This is a genomic window from Phenylobacterium sp. Root1290, from assembly GCF_001425305.1.
Lineage (GTDB): Bacteria > Pseudomonadota > Alphaproteobacteria > Caulobacterales > Caulobacteraceae > Phenylobacterium.
Genome location: NZ_LMEE01000001.1, coordinates 385,652 through 408,364 on the forward strand (window position 1 = coordinate 385,652; position 22,713 = coordinate 408,364).

Consider the following 22,713-nt stretch of genomic DNA (forward strand, 5'->3'; position numbering starts at 1 on the left):
AACTGGCTCCAAGGGAAGGGGCGATACAGTCTTAGATGGGGCGCACGACCGCCTGTCGCAAAGCCATCATTCAAGCGTGGCCTTAGTGTGGCGCGCGGCCCGGGATCAGGCTTGACCTCAAGGGGCCGGCGCCCAAGTCTCCTTGCTGGGGCTGGGCATGTTCAATCGTCAAATGGAGACGACCTGTGGCGCATAAGTTCGAAATCTACAAAGACAAGGCCGGCGAGTTCCGGGTCCGCTTCAAGTACAACAGCGAAACGATGTTCTCGACCGAAGGCTACTCTTCGAAGGCCAGCGCCCAGAACGCCATCGACTCCATGAAGAAGAACGGTCCGGACGCTCCGGTCGAAGACAACAGCTAAGCAGACGCGTCGGCCAGGCGGGCGAGTTCATCGCGCGCCTGGGCGGCGATCTCGAACGACCGCACGCGCGCGGAATGGTCATAGACCTGCGCCGTGACCATCAACTCGTCGGCCCCGGTGCGGCGGACGAAGTCGGCAAGACCCTGACGCACACGCTCGGGCGAGCCAACGATCGAACAGCTCAAGCTCTGGCGCAGCATGGCGCCGCCCATCTCGTCCAGCCGACCGTCTGGATCGTCGACCGGGGCCGGCAGCGGGCCTGGGCGGCCCTGGCCCAGGTTGATGAACGCCTGCTTCAGGGAGGTGAAGAGCCGTTGCGCCTCGGCGTCGGTGTCCGCGGCGGTGATGTTCACGCCCAGCATCACGCGGGGCTTGTCCAGGTGCTCCGACGGCCGGAACTGGCTGCGATAGACATTCAGCGCCAGTTCGAGCTGAGCAGGAGCGAAGTGGGAGGCGAAGGCGTACGGAAGCCCCAGGGCCGCAGCGAGTTGCGCGCCGTAGGTGCTGGAACCCAGCATCCAGAATTCCACATCCAGGCCCGCGCCGGGGACCGCCCGGATGAGCTGTCCGGGCTTCACCGGCTCGAAGTAGTTCATCAGTTCGATCACATCGCGCGGGAAGTCGTCGATGTCGCCGGCCAGCGTGCGACGCAGGGCGCGAGCCGTCGCCTGGTCGGACCCGGGGGCGCGCCCCAGCCCCAGGTCGATACGGCCAGGATAGAGCGAGGCCAGGGTTCCGAACTGTTCGGCGATCACCAGCGGGGCGTGGTTCGGCAGCATGATGCCCCCGGCGCCGACGCGGATGGTCGAGGTGCCTTCGGCCACGTAGCCGATCACGACGGAGGTGGCGGCGCTGGCGACGCCGGCCATGTTGTGATGCTCGGCCAGCCAGTAGCGCTTGTATCCGAACCGCTCTGCATGCTGCGCCAGGTCGCGGGAGTTGCGCAGCGACTGGGCGGCGTCGCCGCCTACGACGATCGGAGAGAGATCGAGAACCGAGAGATCAACCATCTGCGCGATATAGGCGCTTTAGCCGCCGCTGCGAGTGATCATGCTTTGCTGTGCGCAAAGTTCGTAAGGCCAAGGCGCCCGATCGAAACCGTTATCGGAACAGCGAAAGCAGCAGGGACGGGGTCTGGTTCGCGATTCGCAATGCTTGGATGGCCAGCTGCATCTTGACCTCCAGCGCCTTCAGTCGGGCGCTTTCCTTGGCCAAGTCGGCGTCGACCAGGTTGCCGATGCCGGAGTCGTAGCTGTCCTGCAGCTTGGAGCTCATCTCGAGCTGGCGATCGAGCGACTTGGCTCCGACACCGAGTTTCGACAGCGCGCCGGACACCTTCTGCGACGACGTTTCGAGCGCCTTGATGTCGGCGGACGTGACGCCGCCCATGAGGTCGGCGAGGGTTGAGGAGACCGCCGCGCCGGTGGTGGACAGGTCGATGTGGTCGACGTTGATCGTGACCGAGGCCTTGGTGTTCGCGAGGGCCCGAATGTCGCCTGTCGAACCGGCTGAAATCAGGTTCACGCCGTCGAAGCTGGCGTTGGAGGCCACGAGGTCGATCTGGCGGCGCAGGGCGACGTACTCGTCGCTGAGGGCCTGGCGGCTGGCGGTGCTGAGGCCGGCTTCCGTGGCGGCTAGCGCCTTTTCCTTCATCTGGGAGAGGATGTCGGAGATGGTCTCGCCGGCGGTCATCGCCGTGTCGACGACGGATTGCCCGCGCTGAAGCGAGCTCATGACCGCGTCGAGAGACTTCGATTCTGCGCGCATGTTCTGGGCGATGGCCCAGATCGCTGGATTGTCCTTGGGACCGGCGATCTTCAGCCCGGTGGAGATCCGACGCTGGACCTGGGCGTATTCCGAACTGATCGCGTTGAGGCTCTGCAGCGCAATCATGGCGCTGGTGTTCGTATTGACGCTGTTCAGCGGCATGACGAAGCCTCGTTTCCAGGGAGCAGACCTGAAGCAGTCCGCAGGGCGTTTTGCCCCACGACAGTCTTTGGGTGTACGGCCTTGCTGCTTCGTTACCGGTCTTGGCTAACGGTCGCCGCGCCCCCGCCGCGCCGGGGCGAAGGATTCGTCCGCCGGACGAAATTGACCTGTTGACCCTCCTATGATGGGAAGCTGTTTCCTCCCGGCGATGACTGACACGACTTGTATCCGACCCGTCGGCGCGCTCACGCGTGGCGCGAGTCACGCTTGCGAATTTAAGGGCCGCCCATGAAGGATCTCGATCGACGTCAACTGCTGAGGGGCGCGTCTGCGCTGGGCGGCGGCGCGGCGCTGAGCACCTTCCTGCCTGCGTGGGCTCAGAGTGGGACCCCGGGGATCGCCAGCAGCCTGCCGACGGTCTCGGGCGAGACGATCGCGCTGAAGGTCGGCCACACGCCGTTCAAGGTCGACGGACGCGCCGGGCACGCGATCACCGTCAATGGCACCGTGCCGGCCCCTCTGGTGCGGCTGAAGGAAGGGCAGACGGTTCGTCTGTCGGTGACCAACACCTTGGAGGAGGACACCTCGATCCACTGGCACGGTCTGCTCCTGCCGTTCGAGATGGACGGTGTGCCCGGCGTCAGCTTTCCGGGCATCAAGCCCGGCGAGACGTTCGACTACGAGTTCAAGGTCCGCCAGGCGGGGACCTACTGGTATCACAGCCACTCAGGGCTGCAGGAGCAGATGGGCCACTACGGCCCCATCGTCATCGACCCGGCGGGCGAGGACCCAGTCCGGTACGATCGCGAGCACGTCATCGTGCTGTCCGACTACAGCTTCCTGCATCCGCACGAGATTTTCAGGAAGTTGAAGGCGCACGCCGGCTACTTCAACATGCAGAAGCAGACGGTCGCGGGGCTGCTGAAGGGCCAGGACCAGTCGTTCAAGGACCGCAAGGAGTGGTCCAGGATGCTGATGGACCCGACCGACGTCCTGGACGTGACAGGGTCCACCTACACCTTCCTGATCAACGGCCACGGGCCAAAGGACAACTGGACGGGCCTGTTCACGCCGGGCGAGCGCGTGCGCCTGCGGTTCGTGAACGCCGGCGCGATGACCATCTTCAACGTCCGTATCCCCGGGCTGAAGCTCAGTGTCGTGCAGGCGGACGGGCAGAACATCGTGCCCGTGGACGTCCAAGAGTTCCAGATCGCGCCGGCCGAGACCTACGACATCGTCGTCCAACCGACCGACGATCGCGCCTATACGCTCGTGGCCGAGGCGGCCGACCGCTCCGGCATGGGGCGGGCCACCTTGGCCCCGCGGCTGGGAATGACCTCAGAGGTCCCGCCGCTGCGCAAGCGCCCGCTGCTCAACATGCGCGACATGGGCATGGACCATTCGGCCATGCCCGGCATGGAAGGGATGGAGATGGACCATTCGGGCATGTCGATGCTCGATCCGCGCAATGCGCCGCAGGTGAAGCTGGGGCCGGGCGTGCAGATGATCTCGCCCATGCCGGCCGATCGCACCGGAGATCCGGGGCAGGGCTTGGGGGACGTCGGTCACAAGGTGCTGACGCTGAAGGACCTCGTATCGCTGGATCCCAATCCAGATCCCAGGCCGCCCTCGCGAGAGCTGGAGATCCACCTGACGGGCAACATGGAGCGCTTCATGTGGGCCTTCGACGGGGTGAGCTACAGCCACCTGAAGGACCCGATCCCGTTCCGCTACAACGAGCGGGTTCGCGTTGTGCTGGTCAACGACTCCATGATGGCCCACCCGATTCACCTGCACGGCCACTTCTTTGAGGTCGTCACCGGCAATCCGGGGCGCCATCCGCGAAAGCACACTGTCAACGTGCTGCCTGGCGGGAAGGTGGCGTTCGACTTGACCGCCGACGAGCGCGGCGACTGGGCCTTCCACTGCCACCTGCTCTACCACATGCATGCCGGCATGTTTAACGTCGTCACCGTGCGTCCCCTGGAAGGAGACGCCGCGTGAGCCGGTATCTTGTTGCGGCCATCGCGCCGTTTGCCCTCGCGACGCCCACCGCTGCGCAACATGATCATGACCACCCGGCGCCCGCGGTGGCGGACCCGCATGCCGGGCACAGCATGCCAGCGCCCGCCGCCGATCCGCCCGCGGGCCACGCAATGGGCGGGCATGCGAATGTTCCGCCGGGCGGAACCGAGCCGCCTCCGACGGCGCCGACCGACTTCGCTGCCGAGCGCTTCTATGATCGCCAGGCCATGGCCGCGGCCCGCGCGCAACTCGCCAAGGAGCATGGCGGCGGCAAGGCCTGGAAGCTGATGCTGAGCACCGCCGAAGTGCGTCCGACGTCGGGCGACGACGTCTACGCGTGGGAAGGCGAGTTCTGGTACGGCGGCGACGTCAATCGCCTCGTCCTGAAGTCGGCGGGCGAAGGGGAGTTTGGCGGCGATCTGCATTCCGCTGAAGCCCAGGTGCTCTACTCGCGCGCCATCGGGCCGTACTTCGACCTGCAGGCTGGCGTTCGTCACGACTTCGAGCCGGGTCCCTCGCGGACCTACGCCACGGTGGGCTTCGAGGGCGTCGCGCCGTACTGGTTCGAGCTCGAGGGGGCGGCGTTCCTGTCGAACAAGGGCGACCTGTCGGCGCGGCTCGAGGGCGCCTACGACCTGCGCCTGACTCAGAAGCTGATCCTCGAGCCCCGCGCCGAGATCGAACTGGCCGCCCAGGAGGTCCGCGAGCTCGGCATCGGCTCTGGTCTGACCAGCGCCGAACTCGGCCTGCGGCTGCGTTACGAGTTCCGGCGGGAGTTCGGCCCCTACATCGGCGTCGCCCACGAGCGGAAGTTCGGCGACACCGCCGATCTTGCCCGCGCGGCGGGCGAAGGCACCGAAGACACCCGTTTCGTTGTGGGCGTTCGCGCCTGGTTCTAGCTATCGCGCCTCGGCGCGGAGTTTGTTGGAGAGTCGACTATGAAGACCATGCTCATCGCCCTGGCGGCGCTCGGCGTCAGCGCATCCGGCGCCTCGGCGCACGGCCAGGACCACGGCGACCACGCCGTTCCGGCCGCAGGCGTTGTCGAAGGCACGGGCGTCCTCAAGAAGATCGACGCCAAGAGCGGGTCGGTGACCATCGCTCATGATCCGATCAAGGCGCTGAACTGGCCGGCGATGACCATGCCGTTCAAGGTCGCTGACAAAGCGATGCTGGCCAAGTTCAAGGCCGGCTCCAAGGTGCGTTTCGACCTGAAAGGGCAGACGATCACCGCCATCCGGCCGCAGTAGATCCCGACACGTCCTGCTTTGCGGCCGTCGGCTCTCAGCGCAGGGCGGCGTTAAGTCTCGCCAGCGCCTGCGCGCCAGGAACCAGCTCGCGTTCGGACAGGGTGTTGAGCGGGGCGTCGACGGTCCCGAGGTTCTCGTGCAGATCGCGAGCTTCGGGGTCTAGGAACAGCAGGCCGGTGACGATCTCGCCCAGCGCCTGGCGCGACTGCAAATAGGCGAGGGCGCCGACGCGGTCGGACGGGTCGTAGTGCTCGGCCAGCTTGTGCAGGTGCAGGACCGATCCATCGTGCTGGGCCACCGGCACTGTCTCTCCGGGCGCATAGTCGATGGTGATGGTCTCGCGCGCAGGGACCAGATCCATTCGGTTCACGGCCTCGTTGTGCTCGCGAACATAGTCATAGGACTTGGTCGATCCGGCGTGATTGTTGAACTGCACGCAGGGGCTGATGCAGTCGATGAAGGCCGCGCCCTTGTGGCTGAGCGCCGCCTTGATCAGCGGGACAAGCTGCGTCTTGTCGCCGGAAAAGGAGCGGGCCACGAAGGTCGCGCCCATCTGTAGCGCCAGGCTGACCAGATCGATGCCGGCGTCGTGGTTGATCACGCCCTTCTTGGACTTGGAGCCCTTGTCCGATGTCGCCGAGAACTGGCCCTTGGTCAGGCCGTACACGCCGTTGTTCTCGACGATGTAGAGCATGTTCACGCCGCGCCGAATGGAATGCGCGAATTGGCCGAGCCCAATGGAGGCGCTGTCTCCGTCGCCTGAAACGCCCAGATAGATCAGGTCGCGGTTGGCGAGGTTCGCCCCGGTCAGGACCGAGGGCATGCGTCCATGGACGGTGTTGAAGCCGTGCGAATTGCCCAGGAAGTAGTCCGGCGTCTTCGATGAGCAGCCGATGCCCGATAGCTTGGCGACGCGGTGTGGCGGCAGGTCCAGCTCGAAGCAGGCCTGGATGATCGCCGAGGAGATCGAGTCGTGCCCGCAGCCGGCACAGAGCGTGGAGACCGAGCCCTCGTAGTCGCGGCGGGTATAGCCCAGGGCATTGGTCTTAAGCTGGGGGTGATGAAGCTGGGGCTTGGTGATGTAGGTCATTCAGCGGCCTCCGGGACCGTCCTGCGGTCGCTCATCAGGCGCTGGACGGCGTCGGCGATGAAGCGGGCGGTGATGGGCGTTCCGTCGTAGTGCAGCACCGCCGTCAGGCGCGACGGGTCGATGTCGCCCTCGTTGATCAGCAGCGTGCGGAGCTGGGCGTCGCGGTTCTGCTCGATCACGAACACCCGGTCGTGGGCGGCGATGAAGGCGAAGATCTCGTCTGCGAACGGGAAGCCGCGCACCCGCAAGGCGTCCAGATGCAGGCCTGAGTGTTCCAGGGTCTCCAACGCCTCGTGCACCGCCGGCGTGCTGGAACCGAAGTAGATCACGCCCTCGCGGGCTTGACGCGGTGCGTCGCGACGCACAGGGGCTGGAACCAGGTGACGCGCGGTGTCGAACTTGCGCAGCAGCCGCTCCATGTTGCCGACATAGATGGAACCCTCTTCGCTGTAGCGGGCGTAGGGATTGCGCGACGTGCCGCGAGTGAAGTAGCCGCCCTTGGTCGGGTGGGCGCCTGGATAGGTGCGGTAGGGGATCCCGTCGCCGTCGACTTCAAGGTAGCGGCCGAATTCGACGCCGGCCTCGAGTTCGTCGTAGCCCAGCACCTTGCCACGATCGAGCTTGCGGTTGTCGTCCCATTCGAAGGGCTTGGTCAGCCACTCGTTCATGCCGATATCCAGATCGAGCATGACGAACACCGTGGTCTGCAGGCGGTCGGCGAGATCGAAGGCCAGGGCGCCCATTTCGAAGCACTCCCCCGGATCGGAGGGCAGCAATAGCGGGTGCTTTGTATCGCCGTGGCCGGCATAGGCGGCCGCCAGCAGGTCGGCCTGCTGGGTGCGGGTGGGCATGCCGGTCGATGGGCCGCCGCGCTGGACGTCGAAGATCACCGCGGGGATCTCGGCGAAGTAGGAGAGCCCGATGAACTCGGTCATCAGCGACACGCCAGGGCCCGAGGTCGCCGTGAACGCCCGCGCGCCGTTCCAGCCCGCGCCGACGACCACACCGATCGAGGCGATTTCATCCTCGGCCTGGACGATGGCGTAGCGCGCCTTGCCCGTCTCCGGATCGATCCGCAGATCGTCACAGTAGCCGGTAAAAGCTTCCGCGAGCGAGGTCGACGGCGTGATCGGATACCAGGCGCAGACGGTCGCGCCGCCGTAGACCGCGCCGAGCGCGGCCGCGGAGTTGCCTTCCACGAAGATGCGGTCGCCGACCTTGTCCGCCCGCCGCACTCGAAGGCGCAGCTTCTGGAGGTGCTCCTGCACATAGTCGCGGCCCATGTGCAGGGCTGCGACATTGGCGGTGATCAGTCGGTCCTTGCCTGCGAATTGCTCGGCCAGCAGTTGCTCGATGACGCCGATCTCGATGTCCAGCAGCGCCGCCAATGCGCCGACGTAGATGATGTTCTTGAACAGCTGGCGCTCCCGCGGGAGCTGATAGGCGGCGTTGCACATCGCCGTCAGCGGCACGCCGACGACCGTGATGTCGTTTCGAAACTTGGATGGAGGCAGCGGCTTGGTGGAGTCATAGAACAGGTAACCGCCAGGCTCGATCTCGGCGACGTCCCGGTCCCAGGTCTGGGGGTTCATCGCCACCATGAGGTCGACGCCGCCGCGGCGACCCAGATGGCCGGCCTCGGTGATGCGCACCTCGAACCAGGTCGGCAGGCCCTGGATGTTCGACGGGAAGATGTTCCGCGCCGCAACCGGTACGCCCATCCGCAAGATGGCCTTGGCGAACATGCTGTTGGCGCTGGCGGACCCGGAGCCGTTTACGTTCGCGAACTTGACGACAAAATCGTTGAGCGCCTCTAGCGGCATGATCCCCCCGCGTGGGTCATTTCCAACAGGAACTTCTGCATGTCCCAGGCGCCGGTCGGACAACGCTCAGCGCACAGGCCGCAGTGCAGGCAGACGTCCTCGTCCTTGACCATCACCCGTCCGGTCGGCAGGTCGCCGGACACGTAGAGCGCCTGTTCGAGATTCGGGGCGGGCGCTTTCAGACGGCCGCGCAGGTCGTCTTCCTCGCCGTTCTCGGTGAAGGTGATGCAGTCGGTTGGGCAGATGTCGACGCAGGCGTCGCACTCGATGCAGGCGGCTTCCACGAACACCGTCTGTACGTCGCAGTTCAGGCAGCGCTGGGTCTCGCGGTAGGCGATCGCCCGGTCGAAGCCTAGTTCGACCTCAAGCCGCACGTCCCGAAGGGATTCCCCCTTGTCGCGCAGAGGCACGCGATAGCGTGTGTCATTGGCCGGATCGTTGTCGTAGCTCCATTCATGGATGCCCATCTTCTGGCTGACCATGGAGGTTCCGGGCGGGGGTCTGACGGCGATATCCTCGCCGTTGCACAGCTTGTCGATCGAGACGGCCGCATCGTGCCCATGGGCCACGGCCCAGATGATGTTCTTGGGGCCGAATGCGGCGTCGCCGCCGAAGAACACGTTCGGCAGCGTCGATTGGAAGGTGAGGGGATCGACCTTGGGCATGCCCCAATCGTCGAACGTCAGGCCCACGTCGCGCTCGATCCAGGGGAAGGCGTTCTCCTGACCGACGGCGACCAAGACGTCGTCGCATTCGTAGTGCTCGTCCGGCTCGCCCGATGGGACCAGGCTGCGCCGGCCCTTGGCGTCGTACTCAGGACGGACCTTCTCGAAGGTCACGCCGGTGAGCCGGCCGTTGTCGTGCGTGAAGGCCTTGGGCACGAGGAAGTTGAGGATCGGAATGTCCTCGTGGATCGCGTCTTCCTTTTCCCAGGGGCTGGCCTTCATCTCCTCGAACCCGGAGCGGACGATCACCTTGACGTCCTTGCCGCCCAGCCGCCGCGAGGTGCGGCAGCAGTCCATCGCGGTGTTGCCGCCGCCCAGCACAATCACCCGTCGGCCGATCTTCTCTACGTGGCCAAAGGAGACGTTGCTTAGCCAGTCGATGCCGATGTGGATGTTGGCGGCGGCCTCCTGGCGCCCTGGCAGATCCAGATCGCGGCCGCGCGGGGCCCCGGACCCGATGAAGATCGCGTCGTAGTTCTCGGCCAGCAGCGCCTTCAGGCTGTCGACCCGGTCACCCAGGCGCATCTCCATCCCCAGGCCGGTGATGTAGCCAACCTCTTCGTCGATGACCTCCTCGGGCAGGCGGAAACGGGGAATCTGGCTGCGGACCATGCCGCCCGCCTTGGCTTCCCCGTCGAAGAGCGTGAGCTCGTATCCGAGCGGGGCTAGGTCGCGCGCGACCGTGAGCGAGGCGGGGCCGGCGCCTACGAGCGCCACCCGCTTGCCGTTCGACACCGCGACGGGAGCGGGCAGCCGGCCCGTGATGTCCTCCTTGTTGTCGGCGGCGACGCGCTTCAAGCGGCAGATGGCCACCGGCTCATCCTCGACGCGGCCCCGTCGGCAGGCGGGTTCGCACGGTCGATCACACGTCCGTCCGAGGATTCCCGGAAAGACGTTCGACTTCCAGTTGACCATGTAGGCGTCTGAGTACCGGCCTTCGGCGATCAGGCGGATGTACTCTGGTACGGGCGTGTGAGCCGGACAGGCCCACTGGCAATCGACGACTTTATGAAAGTAGTCAGGCCCCTCGGTACTGGTGCGCTGCACAATCGCTTCCTTCCCACACGCCATTCTTTCGCGGTGCGAAGACGAGGGTCAGTGAAAGCAGACTCGCCTTACCGCGACGCAGCGTTCCCGAGGATGGTAGGACCCTATCGACGCCCTAGCCAATACATTTGTTGCGGCTTTCGATGTCTCGGCTTGCATTTTGTCCATTGGCGCGGACTGGGCGACACAGTCCGCGGTCAAGCCTCGTGGCGCCGAGCCGTGGGCTCAACAAGCTGTGAAGGCTCGTTAATTTCATGCGCCTGACACGGGAAAGCGCTTGGTTGTCGTCAAGCTTTGCTTAACAGTTTCGCCGACCAGCCAAGGAGGTCCTCCGATGCCGAACCAGCCGTTCGAAGTCGCGTCCCCGTTCGACCACGCCGAAGTCGCCGAAAGCACGATCGAAGTGTCGGCGGACGAAGGCCAGGATAGCCAGTCGCTGGAGATCAACCTGCGCCGCGCCCAGGCTGAGCACGCTGCAAACCTGCGTCTGGCTCGCGCCCTATAGCCCCTACTTGTCGCGCTTGCGGAACAAGTGGCGCAGGGCGGCGACGCCGGCCGGGGCGATCACCACCAGGACAAGCAGCAGATAGATCAGGCGGGCTTCGTCCGGCACGGCGCTAGACCTCGTCCTCGTTGGGGATGTTCAGCAGTTCGCCGCATGCCTTGCAGTGAACCGCATCGACGTCATGTCGCTGCAGCCCGCAGGTCGGGCACGGAAAGCGGGTCTTGTACGGGCGGAACAGCGCCTGAGCCAGGCGCACGAACAGCGTGATCCCGGTCAGCATGGTGACGATCGAGATCACTCGGCCCCAGGTCCCCGGCAGGGTGATGTCGCCGAAGCCGGTCGTCGTCAGGGTGGCGATGGTGAAGTAGAGCGCGTCGATATAGCCGCCTATGCCCTCGGTCCGCGCGAAGCTCGTGTAGACGAAGCCGGTCATGATGAAGATGAACGTGATCAGGGTCGACGCGGCCCGCGCCACGTCCTCCCACCGCGTCTCGTTGTACCGGCGGCCGATCGTGTCCCAGAAGAACTCGGAGTGGATCAGCGTCCACAGCCGAAGCACGCGCAGGAACGCCAGGTTGAACAGCCACAGCGGAAACAGCAGCGTCACCAGGACGAACAAGTCGATCCAGGTCACTGGCCGCTTGATCCAGTTGCCGAGGTTGTCGCTGGCCAGCGCCCTGGCCGCCAGATCCGCCGCCAGGATGAAGGCCATCGCGTAGTCGATGAACAGGAACACTGCCGTCTCGCGCAACAACGGCGTGGCGATGAAGAAGGCGATCATGACGATGTCGATCGCGATCACCGTGAGCCGGAAACGCACCGAGCGGTCGGATTTGCCGAAGTAGAGCTCATGCAGCCGCGCGCGGATGCGCGGGGCCAGGCGGCGTTGGCCAGGTTCGGGGGGCGAAATCGCGTCGGCGGGCATCATGCAACCATAAGCTCGCCTGCAGGGAGGGGAAGAGGGGGTTAGCCCTCGCCCTTCAATGCCTCATAGGCCTCGCTGGCCTCCAGCCATTCCAGCTCTGCGGCTTCGAGCGCCGCCTCGGCCAGCATCCGTTGGCGGCCTAGGTCGGCGGCCTTGGCCGGGTCCTGGGCGAACACCTTCGGGTTGGTCAGGGCCGCGTCGATCTTGGCGAGCGCCTGGCTGGCGCGGGCCAGCGCAGCCTCGGCCGCTTCGGTGCGGCGGCGGGCGGTTCCCGTTGGAGCCTTGGCCCTGGGCGCGGGCGGCGGCTTGGGCGCGGCGACGGCTTCGGGCTCGCGCACCTGGGTCGGCGCCTTGCCGGCCTGCTTGGCCCGATCGATCACGAACTTCGCGTAGTCATCCATATCCCCTTCGAATGGGGCGATGGAGCCGTCAGCGGCCAGCCACAGCCGGTCGGCGACCAACTCCATCAGCGAGCGATCGTGAGTGATCAGGATCACTGCGCCCTCGTAGTCGTTCAGCGCGTCGAGCAGGGCTCGGCGGCTGTCGATGTCCAGGTGGTTGGTCGGTTCGTCGAGGATCAGCAGATGCGGCCTCTCGGCGGCGACGAGGTTCAGCAGCAGCCTTGCCCGCTCGCCGCCGGAGAGGTTGGCGACCGTCGTGTCGACTTTCTCGTGGCCAAGGCCGTACTGGGCAAGGCGCGCGCGGCGGCTGGCCTCGGAGGCCTCGGGCATGGCCGCGCGGATGATATCCAGCGGCGTGTCGTTGGGATCGAGCGCTTCGATCTGATGCTGGTGGAACCAGCCGACCTTCAATCGCGCCGAACGTTTCAGCTCGCCGCTCAATGGTTCCAGAGCGCCGGCGACCAGCTTGGCGAAGGTCGACTTGCCGGCGCCGTTGACGCCCAGCAGGCCGATACGATCGTCCAGGTCCAGGCGCAGGTTCATGCCCTTGAGAATCGGCGGGGCGTCGCCATAGCCCGTCGAAACCCCCTCCAGGCGCACAAGCGGCGGCGCCAGCGGGCGCTCGGGCGAGGGGAGGATGAAGGGCGAGGTGTGCTCGATGACCACGGCCGAGACTGGCGGCAGCTTGGCCAGCATCTTCAGGCGCGATTGGGCCTGCGTGGCCTTGGAAGCCTTGGCGCGGAAGCGGTCGACGAAGGACTGCAGGTGGGCGCGCTGAGCCTCCACCTTGGCCTTGCTGGCTTCCTGAAGGCGCGCCTTTTCCTCGCGCTGGCGCTCGAACTGGTCGTAGCCGCCGACGTAGAGCGTCAGCTTGCCATCCAGCAGATGCAGGATGTGGTCGCAGGAGTTGTTCAGGATCTCTCGGTCGTGGCTGATGATCACCGCCGTATGCGGGTACTTCTTCAGCCGGCTTTCCAGCCAGAGCGCGCCTTCAAGGTCCAGGTAGTTCGTCGGTTCGTCCAGCAGCAGCAGGTCGGGCTCTGCGAACAGCGCCGCGGCCAAGGCCACGCGCATCCGCCAGCCGCCTGAGAACTCCGCCATCGGGCGGGTCAGGTCGGCGTTGGAGAAGCCCAGGCCGGAAAGGATTTCAGCGGCGCGGCTGGGCGCGCGATCGGCGCCGATCTCGGCCAGGCGGCCATAGATGTCGCCCATCAACTCGGGATCGGCGGTCTCCAAGTCGTGCAGGAGGCGCGCGCGTTCCTCGTCGGCCGCCAGCACGGTGTCGATCAGCGGGACGGGGGTGGCCGGATGTTCCTGATCCACCGAGCCGATGCGGGCCTGCTTGGGATAACCGATCTCGCCTTCGCCGGCGTGCAGCTGATCCAGGATCAGTTTGAACAGGGTCGACTTGCCGACGCCGTTGCGGCCGACAAGACCGACCTTGGCGCCCACAGGAACGGCGACGCTCGCGTGGTCAAAGAAGCGGCGGCCCCAGGAGTCGAAGGTAAGGTCGTTGATTTGCAGCATGGCGAGCGGGGGGGCTTAGCAGAGCGCGCCGCGGAAGGCGACCGTCGTGCGCTTGGCGTTGTCACATCGGGCGGTTATAAGCCCGCCACCCGCGCGGACCCCTGCGCCTCCCAACAATAAGACAAGCAAATCCCATGACCGAACGCACCTTCTCGATCATCAAGCCGGACGCGACGAAGCGGAACCTGACCGGCCAGATCAACGCCGTGATCGAAGGCGCCGGCCTGCGCATCGTCGCTCAACGCCGCATCCAAATGACCGAGGCCCAGGCCAAGAAGTTCTACGAAGTCCACGCCGAGCGTCCGTTCTACGGCGAGTTGGTCGAGACCATGACCTCGGCTCCGGTCGTCGTGCAGGTGCTGGAAGGCGAAGGCGCCGTAGCGAAGTACCGTGAAGTCATGGGCGCGACGAACCCGGAACAAGCCGCTGACGGCACGATCCGCAAGCTGTTCGCCCTGAATGTCGGCGAGAACTCGGTCCATGGCTCGGACAGCCAGGACAACGCCAAGATCGAAATCGCTCAATTCTTCACCGACGACCAGATCGTCGGCTAAGGGAACGGCTAAGCTCCGGCCGCGTTGAACAAGCGCGGCCACGAGCCCCACTCGGTCCCCCAGCGGACCAGCCGCATCGATAGACCCCGTTCGGCTTGGGCCGGGCGGGGTCTTCTCGTTTCAGGCGCTATCGCGGCCGAACGATCTGGCTGGGTCGCAGATACGGGGAGTGGATCCGGTCGTATTTGTCCGCGACTTTGAGGTGCAGCGCAGCGTCCAAAAGGTTCGCGCCGCGCAGTCCCCTGGGAGGAGGATCAGCGCTCAACGCGCGCCAGAGGCTTACGGCCTCACGATGCAAGCGTTCATTGCGGTCCATGCTGTCCATGCCGGTTCGAACAACGGAAGCGGACTGAAGTTCCGCCAGAACTTGGTTAACGATTCGCAAATTCGCCGAAGTTGTATTTGAGTCGCCTGGAGTTTTCGACCGCCCGAACACTTACGCTTGGCGTGGCCAGGTGACGTAGCGGCAAGGCTTTTCCCAAGGTGGGCTTTGGGCTAGCTGGTCCCGAGAGCTTGGCGGGTTGCGGAGGTTGGTTTGCACGGAACGGAGAGTTTTCCCGAAATCCGCGAGGCCGTGCGCAAACTCTGCGCCCAGTTCCCAGGCGAATACTGGCGTGCGCTGGATCGGGATCGGACCTATCCAACACAGTTCGTGCAGGCGCTGACCGACGCGGGCTTTCTCTCCGTCCTTATCCCGGAAGCGTATGGTGGCTCGGGCCTCGGCCTCGCCGCGGCGACCGCCGTGCTGGAGGAAATCCACCGGTCCGGCTGCAACGGCGGTGCATGCCATGCCCAGATGTACACCATGGGCACGATCCTCAAGCACGGAAGTGAAGCCCAGAAGCAGGCGTATCTTCCAAAGATCGCCTCTGGCGAGCTGCGGCTGCAGGCGTTCGGGGTCACCGAGCCGACCGCAGGCACCGACACCACCCGCATCTCCACCTTCGCGCGGAGGGACGGCGACCACTATGTGATTACGGGGCAGAAGCTCTGGATCAGCCGGGCCGAGCACTCCGATCTCATGGTCCTGCTCTGCCGCACGACCGCTCGCGAAGACGCGACCAAGCCGTCGGACGGCATGAGCGTGCTGATTGTCGATCTGCGCGACGCCGTCGGGAACGGCCTGACGATCCGACCTGTTCGGACCATGCTCAACCACGCCACGACGGAGCTGTTCTTCGACGGCCTGAGGGTTCCGGCGGAAAACCTGGTCGGCCAGGAGGGGAAGGGGTTCCGCTACATTCTCGACGGCATGAACGCCGAGCGCATCCTCATCGCCTCGGAGTGCATCGGCGATGGCCGGTTCTTCGTCGATCGCGCCAGCGGCTACGCGAAGGAGCGCGAGGTCTTCGGGCGGCCGATCGGCCAGAACCAGGGCGTGCAGTTCCCCATTGCGCGGGCGCACGTCCAGGTGACTGCTGCGTCCCTGATGGTCGACAAGGCCGCAGCAATGTTCGATGCGGGCGAGCCCTGCGGGACAGAAGCCAACATGGCCAAGATGCTGGCCTCGGAGGCTTCCTGGTTTGCGGCCGATACGGCCATTCAGACGCACGGCGGCTTCGGCTTCGCCGAGGATTACGACATCGAGCGCAAGTTCCGCGAGACGCGGCTCTACCAGGTGGCGCCGATATCCACGAACCTGATCCTCAGCCACGTGGGCACCCACGTGCTGGGCATGCCGAAATCGTTCTGAGGGCCGCGGATGTATGATCTTCTGAAGGGCCTGCGCGTTGTCGAAGGCTCGGCCTTCGTGGCGGGCCCGACCTGCGGCCTCTACTTGGCCCAGCTCGGCGCCGAGGTGATACGCTTCGACAATATCGGCGGCGGACCCGACTTTCGCCGTTGGCCGCTCAGCGATGGGGGCGACAGCCTCTATTGGGAGGGTCTGAACAAGGCCAAGAAGTCGATCGCCATCGATCTCTCGCGGCCCGAGGGACGTCAGCTTGCGGCTCGACTGGCAGCGGCTCCCGGCGACGAAGGCGGCGTCTTCGTCACCAACTTCCCGGTCGAGGGCTTCCTGTCGTACGAGAAGCTCAGCGCTTTGCGGCCCGATCTGATCTGCGCGCGCGTGATGGGCTGGGCCGACGGCGGGCCGGCCGTCGACTACACGGTCAATAGCGCGGTCGGCGTTCCGATGCTGAACGGGTTTCCGCAGGAGCCGCGTCCCGTGAACAACGTACTGCCTGCCTGGGACCTGCTGACCGGGGCCTATGCCGCCTTCGCCCTGGTGTCGGCGCTGCATGCGCGGCAGCGGGACGGCAAGGGCCGCGAGATCCGAATTCCGCTGTCCGACATCGCTGGCACGACGATGGCCAACCTCGGCTTCCTGGCCGAAAGCCTCGGCGGTCAGGACCGCCAAAGGATGGGTAATGACCTGTTCGGTGCATTCGGTCGCGACTTCGTGCTGCAGGGTGGTCAGCGGATCATGCTCGTGGCGATCACCCCCCGCCAGTGGAAGGGCCTTATCCAGGTTCTCGAGATCGAGGCCGAGGTTGCAGGGCTTGAGGCGCAACTCGGCCTGAGCTTCGCTGCCGACGAAGGCCTTCGGTTCGACTACCGCGACAAGCTGTTCCCAATTTTCGAAGCGGCGTTTGCGCGCAAGACGCTGGCGGAGCTGAAGCCATCCTTCGACAAGGAGGGCGTCTGCTGGGGACCGTACCAACCCATGAGCGCCGCCGCGGAGGACCCGCGGCTGATCAAGGGCAACCCCGTGTTCGCGCAGGTGTCCCATCCTAGCGGCCGCACCTACCCGACAGCGGGCTTCGCCGGGACGATTCCCCAGGACGAGCGCCGGGCTGCTCCGTCAGCTGCGCGGCTGGGGCAACATACCGACGAGGTCCTGGCCGATGTACTCGGCCTCTCGGAGGGCGAGATCGCCCGATTGCATGACGCCGGCGTCGTCGCCGGTCCGGAGGGACAATGAGCAAGGTCGTCCAGGTCAGTGAGCCGTCGCCTGGCGTCAAGGTCGTCACCCTTGACCGTCCTGACGCCGCCAACGCGCTGAACACCGCGATGGGGGAGGAACTGCTGGCGCTTTGGGGCGAGCTGTCCAAGGACGGCTCTGTGAGGGTCGCGGTGCTGACCGGGGCAGGGCGGTTCTTCTGCGCCGGCGCCGACCTGAAGGAGCGCGACGGCATGAGTGACCGTGCATGGTCGGACCAGCATGTCATGTTCGAAGCCATGATCCGCGCGCAGTTGTCGTGCCCGTTCCCGGTCATCGCGGCGGTCAACGGCGCGGCGATGGGCGGCGGGTGTGAAATGGCGCTGGCCTGCGACTTCGCCTGGGCATCTCAGACCGCCCGGTTGGGGCTGCCGGAGGTTGGGCTGGGGATCATCCCGGGGCTTGGCGGGACGCAGTACATCGTCCGCGCCGCTGGTGAGCGACGGGCTTCCGAACTGCTGATGTCTGGGCTGCCGATCGACGCTGGGCAAGCGCTGGAATTCGGCCTCGTCAACCGCATCACCCCGCCCGATGAGCTGATCCCGCAAGTGCTGGAGCGGGCTCGCGTGATCGCGGGCAAGGCGCCGCTGTCGGTAAGGGCGCTGAAAAAGGTAGTCCGCGGCGGCGCCGCGCTGCCGCTCGACAAGGCGATGGCGCTGGAACTGGTCGAGTACAATCGCCTGTTCAAGACGAAGGATCGTCGCGAAGGCGTCGCCGCGTTCAATCAAAAGCGGACGGCGGTGTTCAAGGGGGAGTAGCTCCCCCTTGAAGCAGCCATCTAGGCGGCGGCGAGTTCGCCGCAGACGAACGCGTCTTCGCCCGCGTGCAGCAGGCCGTCGAGCACGTCCGGCAGGTCATGCGGATCGACGATCAGGATCAGGCCGACGCCGCAGTTGAACGTGCGGCGCATCTCGTGCTCGGCGACGCCCCCGACTTCCGACAGCCATTGGAAGACGGGCGGCATGGTCCAGGCGTCCCAGTCGAACTTCGGAACCAGGCCTTCGGCGATCGCGCGGGGGGGGTTCTCGATCAGACCGCCGCCGGTGATGTGAGCGCATCCCTTGATGCGGCCCTCCTTGATCTGGGGCAGCACGCTCTTGATGTAGATCTTGGTCGGCGCCATCAGCGCCTGCGCCAGGGTCTTGCCGTCTTCGAACGGGGCCGGCGCGTCCCAGGCCAGACCTGAGCGCTCGACGACGCGACGCACCAGTGAGTAGCCGTTGGAGTGCGGACCTGACGACCCAAGGCCGATCAGGATGTCACCCGGCTTTTGGGCGTCGAGTTTGGGCAGAACGCCGCCGCGATCGACCGCGCCCACGCAGAAGCCGGCCAGGTCATAGTCGCCTTCCGAGTACATGCCCGGCATTTCGGCGGTCTCGCCCCCAACCAGGGCGGCGCCTGCCTGGGTGCAGCCTTCGGCGATCCCGGCCACGACGCGGGCGGCAGCGTCGACGTCCAGCTTGCCGGTCGCGAAGTAGTCCAGGAACATCAGCGGCTCGGCGCCCTGGGCCAGCAGGTCGTTGACGCACATGGCCACCAGGTCGATGCCGACCGTGTCGTGTTGGTCCGTATCGATAGCGATTTTCAGCTTCGTGCCGACGCCGTCGGTGGTCGTGACGAGCAGCGGATCTTCGTAGCCGGCGGCCTTCAGATCGAACAGCGCACCGAAGCCGCCGAGCGCCGCATCGGCGCCGGGACGACGCGTCGCCTTGGCCAGAGGCTTGATACGCTCTATCAGGGCGTTTCCGGCATCGATATCGACGCCGGCCTGGGCGTAGGTGAGGCCATTGGGCCGGTCTGTCATGTGACGCCTTTAGGGACTAGGACGATTAGAAACTGGCCGCTGCGCGCATCGGGCGCTTGCAGACTCGGCCCTGCGCGAGCGTATAGCTACTTGATGACGCCGATTACAACTACCGCCGAACTGCAGGCGTTCTGCGACAAGATCAAAGACCAGCCTTTCGTCGCCGTGGACACCGAGTTCATGCGCGAAACGACCTACTGGCCGAAGCTGTGCCTTATCCAGGCCGCGGCCCCGAATGCGGAGGCGGTGATCGACCCGCTCGCCGACGGGATCGACCTGGAGCCGTTCCTGGTGATCCTTCGCGATCCCAAGATCGAAAAGGTGTTCCACGCAGCCCGCCAGGATGTTGAAATCTTCAACAACCTCAATGCGATGCCGACGCCGCTATTCGACACCCAGATCGCCGGAATGGCCGCTGGGTTCGGGGAGCAGATCGCCTACGACGCCCTGGTCCGCCAGATGCTCAAGGTGGAGATCGACAAGTCCTCGCGCTTCACGGACTGGGCGCGCCGGCCGCTGACCGACGCCCAGTTGGTCTACGCCCTGGGCGATGTGACGCACCTCGCCCAGCTCTTCCCGATGCTGCGCGCGCGGCTGGAAAAGGAAGGTCGCCTGGCCTGGGTCGTCGATGAGATGCAGGGCCTGACCGATCCGGCCATGTACGACGTGAGCCCGGAAAACGCCTGGAAGCGCCTGCGGCCGCGTCGGCACACTGCGAAATATCTGGCGGTGTTCAAGGCCGTGGCGGCGTGGCGCGAGCGCACCGCTCAGCAGCGCGACCAGCCGCGAGGTCGAATCCTCAAGGACGACGCCATCGACGAGATCGCCACCCAGGCGCCGACGGATGCTGACGGTCTCGACCGGCTGCGTTCGGTGCCCAAGGGCTTCTCGGGCTCGCGGTTCGGCCCCGATCTTCTGGCCGCCGTCCGCGAGGCGCTGAAGGACCCTGAGGCCTACGCCCCGGTCGTCGAGAAGGCAAAGCACCAGCCGTCGCCGGCCGCCGGCGCGGTTGTCGAACTGCTCAAGGTGCTGCTGAAGGCGCGCTCGGAAGACGCGGGCGTAGCGTCGAAACTGATCGCCACGGTCTCTGACCTCGAGCAGATCGCCAACGACGACAACGCCAAGACCCAGGCGCTGACCGGCTGGCGCCGCGAGGCGTTCGGCGAGGACGCCCTGCGTCTGAAGCGCGGCGAGCTGGCTCTTGTCCTGGACGGCACCCGCGTGCGGGTCGTCGAGGTTCGTCGGGCGCCCAAGACGAAGGCCACCGAAGCGGCGGAGTGATCTCCGCCGTCGGCTGGCCGGTCAGGCGATCGCCTCTCGGGCCGCCAGCCTCTGGCTGAACATGGCGGTGAGCAGGGCCGCTGCGGGCATCATCGCTCCGATCCACGTCACCGCGGCCAGGCCAGGCCCGTGGTCGATTACGGCGCCGCCGAGCCAGGCGCCGACCGCGTTGCCAAGATTGAACGCCGCGATGTTCAGGCTGGAGGCGAGGGTCTGGCCTGCTCCGCCCGCAGCCTCCATCACCCGCAGCTGCAGCGGTGCGACGGTGGCGAACGCCGCCGCGCCCAGCAGTCCCGTAAAGACCACCGCGGCGACCTTGCTCTCCAAGGCGAACGTCATGGCCAGCATGACCACGGTGAGGGCGATCAGCGTGCCGAATAGCGCCGGCGTGAGCGCCCGGTCCGCCGCCTTGCCGCCGAGGAAATTCCCCGCCACCAGCCCGCCCCCGAACACCAGCAGGATCGGCGAGATCGCCGCGATCGGAAAGCCGGTGACCTCTGTCAGGATGGGCTGGATGTAGGTGAAGACGGCGAAGACCCCGCCAAAGCCGAGCACGGTCATCAGCAGGCCCAGCAGCACCTGCGGCCGGCGCAGCACCGCCAGTTCCTCCGACAAGGCGCCGGCCTCGACCGGTTGCTGGGCGCGCGGCACAAAGGCGGTCAACACCGCAGCGGCGAAGACGCCGATCGCCGTGACGGCCCAGAACGTCGACCGCCAGCCGAAGCTGTCGCCGAGCCACGCGCCGAACGGCACGCCGACCAAAGTCGCGGCGGTCAGGCCAGTGAACATCAGCGCGATCGCCGAGGCCCGCTTGTCCGGCGCCACGAGGCCCGCGGCCACGACTGAGCCGACCCCGAAGAATGTGCCATGCGCCAGCGCGGTGACCACTCGGGCGGCCATCAGCGTTTCATAGGTGGGCGCAACCGCGCAGGCGAGGTTGCCAAGCGTGAAGATGACCATAAGCGCGATTAGCGTCGTCTTTCGCGGCAACTTGCGCGTGGCGATCGTGAGCAGCGGCGCGCCCGCGAAAACGCCCAGCGCATAGCCGGTGATCAGCAGTCCGGCGGCGGAAATCGAAACGCCGAGGTCGCCTGACACCTGCAGCAGCAGGCCCATGATGACGAACTCGGTGACGCCGATGCCAAAGGCGCCGGCGGTGAGGGCGTAGAGGGCGATAGGCACGGCGTTCTCCAAACAGCGACCTGCGCTAGATGGAAGTTTTCCGGGGTGTGAAGTAGATTGCCATCTGGAACATCAGTTGTGAGTTCAGATCATATGTCGCGCGCGGAGATCAATCGTTCGACCGAGATGGAGGTCTTCGTCCGTGTGGTGCAGACCGGCGGGCTCTCGGCGGCGGCCCGCGCTCTGAAGCTGACGCCGTCGGCTATCAGCAAACTGATGACGCGCCTGGAGACCCGGTTGGGCGCGCGTCTCCTCAATCGCTCGACCCGCAGGCTGCAACTGACTCCGGAGGGCGAGGCGTTCTTCGCCCGCAGCGTCGAGGTGCTCGCCGACATCGAAGAGGCGGAGCGTGAAGTCCTGTCGGGCGCCGCGCCTCGCGGCCGGGTGCGGGTCAACAGCGTCGTCGATCTGGGCCGGCAGTTCGTGCTGCCTCTCGTGCCTGCTTTCCTGGAGCAGCACCCTGAGGTGACGCTGGACATCGTCCTGACCGATCAGGTGGTCGATCTGCTTGAGGAGCGCGCCGACGTCGCGATCCGCATGGGCGCTCTGCGGTCCTCCAATCTGACCGCCCGCAAGCTGGGGGCGAGCCGCGCCGTCGTGGTCGCTTCACCGGACTATCTGGCTCGGCGGGGCACGCCGGTCCGGCTGGAAGACCTGCCGAGCCACCACCAGATGGACTTCACCTTCATGCGCAGTGTGCGGAACTGGCCGTTCCGACGGGCCGACGGTGAGGTCGTCTATCTGCCAGGGGCGGGCGGCGTACAGGTCGGCGACGGCGCCAGCCTTCGACGGTTGGCGCTGGAGGGGGCGGGACTGGCTCGTATGAGCGTGTTCGCCGCGGCCGAGGATATTCGGGCCGGACGGCTCGTCCCGGTGCTGGAAGACTTCAATCCCGGCGACATTCTGGAGGCCCACGCGGTCTTTCTGGGGCAGGGCGGGCGTCTGCCGGCGCGTGTCCGCGCGTTCATCGACTTCCTCGCGGCGCATATCCGACTGCCGACGCTGCCCTGATCGGCGAAGCTGTGGATAACTTCAGGGCCTTGGCCCGCCTCGGCTATCGGCGTTCGTCGACAGCCTTGCGCACCGGTTTTCCACCGAACGCGGATATTTATTCGAATGGCCGCGCTTGCATGGGCGATCCATCGGCGCGAGGCTCAACTTGTCGAAAGGAAACGCGGCGCAGCGAACCGGGAGACCGGGACGAGAAGCGAGCGGAAGGCTCCAAGAGACGCCGCAGAGGGGCGACCCAAAGCAGCAGATCAGAAGGGTCACGACGACAGACACGGCCGACCAGAGAAATCTCGCCCGCCATGTAGGTCGAAGACCTCAAGACCTTCAGGCC

General features: G+C 66.0%; 20 protein-coding genes. 11 read left to right on the top strand and 9 right to left on the bottom strand.

Going from position 1 to position 22,713, the window contains the following annotated elements; genetic code table 11:
* Window positions 1–185 precede the first annotated feature (185 nt).
* Complete coding sequence (locus ASC79_RS20640) at window positions 186–362, top strand: YegP family protein (RefSeq protein WP_082531890.1); 177 nt, start codon at window positions 186–188, stop codon at window positions 360–362.
* Here the strand turns inward: ASC79_RS20640 and ASC79_RS01870 are convergent.
* Together ASC79_RS01870 and ASC79_RS01875 are read right to left on the bottom strand one after the other, a co-directional pair.
* On the bottom strand, window positions 359–1,372 hold the full coding sequence (locus tag ASC79_RS01870) for an LLM class flavin-dependent oxidoreductase (RefSeq protein WP_056018850.1): 1,014 nt from the start codon (window positions 1,370–1,372) through the stop codon (window positions 359–361). The two genes, ASC79_RS20640 and ASC79_RS01870, sit on opposite strands and share 4 nt — an antisense overlap.
* A 91-nt stretch (window positions 1,373–1,463) precedes the next feature.
* Complete coding sequence (locus tag ASC79_RS01875; RefSeq protein ID WP_056018853.1) at window positions 1,464–2,291, bottom strand: flagellin; 828 nt, start codon at window positions 2,289–2,291, stop codon at window positions 1,464–1,466.
* A gap of 288 nt (window positions 2,292–2,579) precedes the next feature.
* Between ASC79_RS01875 and ASC79_RS01880 the strand changes: the two genes are divergently transcribed.
* The 3 genes from ASC79_RS01880 (at window position 2,580) to ASC79_RS01890 (ending at window position 5,566) form a co-directional block, all read left to right on the top strand.
* Window positions 2,580–4,295, top strand: coding sequence for a copper resistance system multicopper oxidase (locus ASC79_RS01880; protein ID WP_056018857.1), 1,716 nt, complete (start codon window positions 2,580–2,582; stop codon window positions 4,293–4,295).
* Between the two features lie 113 nt (window positions 4,296–4,408).
* Window positions 4,409–5,215, top strand: coding sequence for a copper resistance protein B (locus ASC79_RS01885; RefSeq protein WP_082531891.1), 807 nt, complete (start codon window positions 4,409–4,411; stop codon window positions 5,213–5,215).
* Window positions 5,216–5,254: 39 nt separating this feature from the next.
* On the top strand, window positions 5,255–5,566 hold the full coding sequence (locus ASC79_RS01890; protein WP_056018868.1) for a copper-binding protein: 312 nt from the start codon (window positions 5,255–5,257) through the stop codon (window positions 5,564–5,566).
* Between the two features lie 34 nt (window positions 5,567–5,600).
* Here ASC79_RS01890 and ASC79_RS01895 read toward each other — a convergent pair whose 3' ends face one another.
* From ASC79_RS01895 to ASC79_RS01905, 3 genes are read right to left on the bottom strand one after another with little or no spacing between them, the layout of a single operon-like run.
* On the bottom strand, window positions 5,601–6,656 hold the full coding sequence (locus ASC79_RS01895) for a 2-oxoacid:ferredoxin oxidoreductase subunit beta (RefSeq protein ID WP_056018871.1): 1,056 nt from the start codon (window positions 6,654–6,656) through the stop codon (window positions 5,601–5,603).
* The gene (locus ASC79_RS01900) at window positions 6,653–8,479 is read right to left on the bottom strand and encodes a 2-oxoacid:acceptor oxidoreductase subunit alpha (protein ID WP_056018875.1); all 1,827 of its coding nucleotides are present in this window, start codon (window positions 8,477–8,479) and stop codon (window positions 6,653–6,655) included. Before ASC79_RS01900 ends, ASC79_RS01895 begins: the two co-directional genes overlap by 4 nt.
* Window positions 8,470–10,251 carry an FAD-dependent oxidoreductase gene (locus tag ASC79_RS01905; RefSeq protein WP_200937064.1) on the bottom strand — a complete coding sequence of 594 codons (1,782 nt, stop codon included), beginning with the start codon at window positions 10,249–10,251 and terminating at the stop codon, window positions 8,470–8,472. Before ASC79_RS01905 ends, ASC79_RS01900 begins: the two co-directional genes overlap by 10 nt.
* A 334-nt stretch (window positions 10,252–10,585) precedes the next feature.
* Here ASC79_RS01905 and ASC79_RS20980 point away from each other — a divergent pair, with 334 nt between their 5' ends.
* On the top strand, window positions 10,586–10,756 hold the full coding sequence (locus ASC79_RS20980) for a hypothetical protein (protein WP_156378303.1): 171 nt from the start codon (window positions 10,586–10,588) through the stop codon (window positions 10,754–10,756).
* 112 nt (window positions 10,757–10,868) lie between these two features.
* Here ASC79_RS20980 and ASC79_RS01910 read toward each other — a convergent pair whose 3' ends face one another.
* Both ASC79_RS01910 and ASC79_RS01915 read right to left on the bottom strand, forming a co-directional pair.
* Window positions 10,869–11,684 carry a potassium channel family protein gene (locus ASC79_RS01910; RefSeq protein ID WP_056018882.1) on the bottom strand — a complete coding sequence of 272 codons (816 nt, stop codon included), beginning with the start codon at window positions 11,682–11,684 and terminating at the stop codon, window positions 10,869–10,871.
* Between the two features lie 38 nt (window positions 11,685–11,722).
* Window positions 11,723–13,609 (bottom strand): ABC-F family ATP-binding cassette domain-containing protein, encoded by a 1,887-nt coding sequence (locus ASC79_RS01915; RefSeq protein WP_056018885.1) that lies wholly within the window; start codon window positions 13,607–13,609, stop codon window positions 11,723–11,725.
* Window positions 13,610–13,743: 134 nt separating this feature from the next.
* On the opposite strand from ASC79_RS01915, the gene ndk reads away from it, so the two are divergent.
* The 4 genes from ndk (at window position 13,744) to ASC79_RS01935 (ending at window position 17,862) form a co-directional block, all read left to right on the top strand.
* Window positions 13,744–14,163, top strand: coding sequence for a nucleoside-diphosphate kinase (ndk, locus tag ASC79_RS01920; RefSeq protein WP_056018887.1), 420 nt, complete (start codon window positions 13,744–13,746; stop codon window positions 14,161–14,163).
* A 535-nt stretch (window positions 14,164–14,698) separates the two neighbouring features.
* Window positions 14,699–15,856, top strand: a complete 1,158-nt coding sequence (locus ASC79_RS01925) for an acyl-CoA dehydrogenase family protein (protein WP_056018890.1) — start codon at window positions 14,699–14,701, stop codon at window positions 15,854–15,856.
* Window positions 15,857–15,865: 9 nt separating this feature from the next.
* Window positions 15,866–17,086 carry a CoA transferase gene (locus ASC79_RS01930; protein ID WP_056018893.1) on the top strand — a complete coding sequence of 407 codons (1,221 nt, stop codon included), beginning with the start codon at window positions 15,866–15,868 and terminating at the stop codon, window positions 17,084–17,086.
* Complete coding sequence (locus ASC79_RS01935) at window positions 17,083–17,862, top strand: enoyl-CoA hydratase/isomerase family protein (protein WP_056018896.1); 780 nt, start codon at window positions 17,083–17,085, stop codon at window positions 17,860–17,862. Before ASC79_RS01930 ends, ASC79_RS01935 begins: the two co-directional genes overlap by 4 nt.
* Window positions 17,863–17,882: 20 nt before the next feature.
* Here ASC79_RS01935 and purM read toward each other — a convergent pair whose 3' ends face one another.
* The gene (gene purM, locus ASC79_RS01940) at window positions 17,883–18,908 is read right to left on the bottom strand and encodes a phosphoribosylformylglycinamidine cyclo-ligase (RefSeq protein WP_056018898.1); all 1,026 of its coding nucleotides are present in this window, start codon (window positions 18,906–18,908) and stop codon (window positions 17,883–17,885) included.
* 93 nt (window positions 18,909–19,001) lie between these two features.
* Between purM and rnd the strand changes: the two genes are divergently transcribed.
* The gene (gene rnd, locus ASC79_RS01945) at window positions 19,002–20,189 is read left to right on the top strand and encodes a ribonuclease D (protein WP_056018901.1); all 1,188 of its coding nucleotides are present in this window, start codon (window positions 19,002–19,004) and stop codon (window positions 20,187–20,189) included.
* A gap of 21 nt (window positions 20,190–20,210) precedes the next feature.
* Here rnd and ASC79_RS01950 read toward each other — a convergent pair whose 3' ends face one another.
* Complete coding sequence (locus ASC79_RS01950; RefSeq protein WP_056020891.1) at window positions 20,211–21,371, bottom strand: MFS transporter; 1,161 nt, start codon at window positions 21,369–21,371, stop codon at window positions 20,211–20,213.
* Window positions 21,372–21,449: 78 nt separating this feature from the next.
* Here ASC79_RS01950 and ASC79_RS01955 point away from each other — a divergent pair, with 78 nt between their 5' ends.
* Window positions 21,450–22,382, top strand: a complete 933-nt coding sequence (locus tag ASC79_RS01955) for a LysR family transcriptional regulator (protein ID WP_235528711.1) — start codon at window positions 21,450–21,452, stop codon at window positions 22,380–22,382.
* The last annotated feature ends 331 nt before the right edge of the window (window positions 22,383–22,713 follow it).

Excerpts from the sequence above, each read along its gene's own strand:
- ASC79_RS01885 (WP_082531891.1), top strand. The coding sequence starts at position 4,409 with ATGCCAGCGCCCGCCGCCGATCCGCCCGCGGGCCACGCAATGGGCGGG.
- ASC79_RS01930 (WP_056018893.1), top strand. The coding sequence starts at position 15,866 with ATGTATGATCTTCTGAAGGGCCTGCGCGTTGTCGAAGGCTCGGCCTTC.
- ASC79_RS01915 (WP_056018885.1), bottom strand. The coding sequence starts at position 13,609 with ATGCTGCAAATCAACGACCTTACCTTCGACTCCTGGGGCCGCCGCTTC.
- ASC79_RS01935 (WP_056018896.1), top strand. The coding sequence starts at position 17,083 with ATGAGCAAGGTCGTCCAGGTCAGTGAGCCGTCGCCTGGCGTCAAGGTC.
- ASC79_RS01895 (WP_056018871.1), bottom strand. The coding sequence starts at position 6,656 with ATGACCTACATCACCAAGCCCCAGCTTCATCACCCCCAGCTTAAGACC.
- ASC79_RS01890 (WP_056018868.1), top strand. The coding sequence starts at position 5,255 with ATGAAGACCATGCTCATCGCCCTGGCGGCGCTCGGCGTCAGCGCATCC.
- ASC79_RS01880 (WP_056018857.1), top strand. The coding sequence starts at position 2,580 with ATGAAGGATCTCGATCGACGTCAACTGCTGAGGGGCGCGTCTGCGCTG.
- ASC79_RS01900 (WP_056018875.1), bottom strand. The coding sequence starts at position 8,479 with ATGCCGCTAGAGGCGCTCAACGATTTTGTCGTCAAGTTCGCGAACGTA.
- ASC79_RS01910 (WP_056018882.1), bottom strand. The coding sequence starts at position 11,684 with ATGATGCCCGCCGACGCGATTTCGCCCCCCGAACCTGGCCAACGCCGC.
- ASC79_RS20980 (WP_156378303.1), top strand. The coding sequence starts at position 10,586 with ATGCCGAACCAGCCGTTCGAAGTCGCGTCCCCGTTCGACCACGCCGAA.
- ASC79_RS01875 (WP_056018853.1), bottom strand. The coding sequence starts at position 2,291 with ATGCCGCTGAACAGCGTCAATACGAACACCAGCGCCATGATTGCGCTG.
- ndk (WP_056018887.1), top strand. The coding sequence starts at position 13,744 with ATGACCGAACGCACCTTCTCGATCATCAAGCCGGACGCGACGAAGCGG.
- rnd (WP_056018901.1), top strand. The coding sequence starts at position 19,002 with ATGACGCCGATTACAACTACCGCCGAACTGCAGGCGTTCTGCGACAAG.
- ASC79_RS01870 (WP_056018850.1), bottom strand. The coding sequence starts at position 1,372 with ATGGTTGATCTCTCGGTTCTCGATCTCTCTCCGATCGTCGTAGGCGGC.
- purM (WP_056018898.1), bottom strand. The coding sequence starts at position 18,908 with ATGACAGACCGGCCCAATGGCCTCACCTACGCCCAGGCCGGCGTCGAT.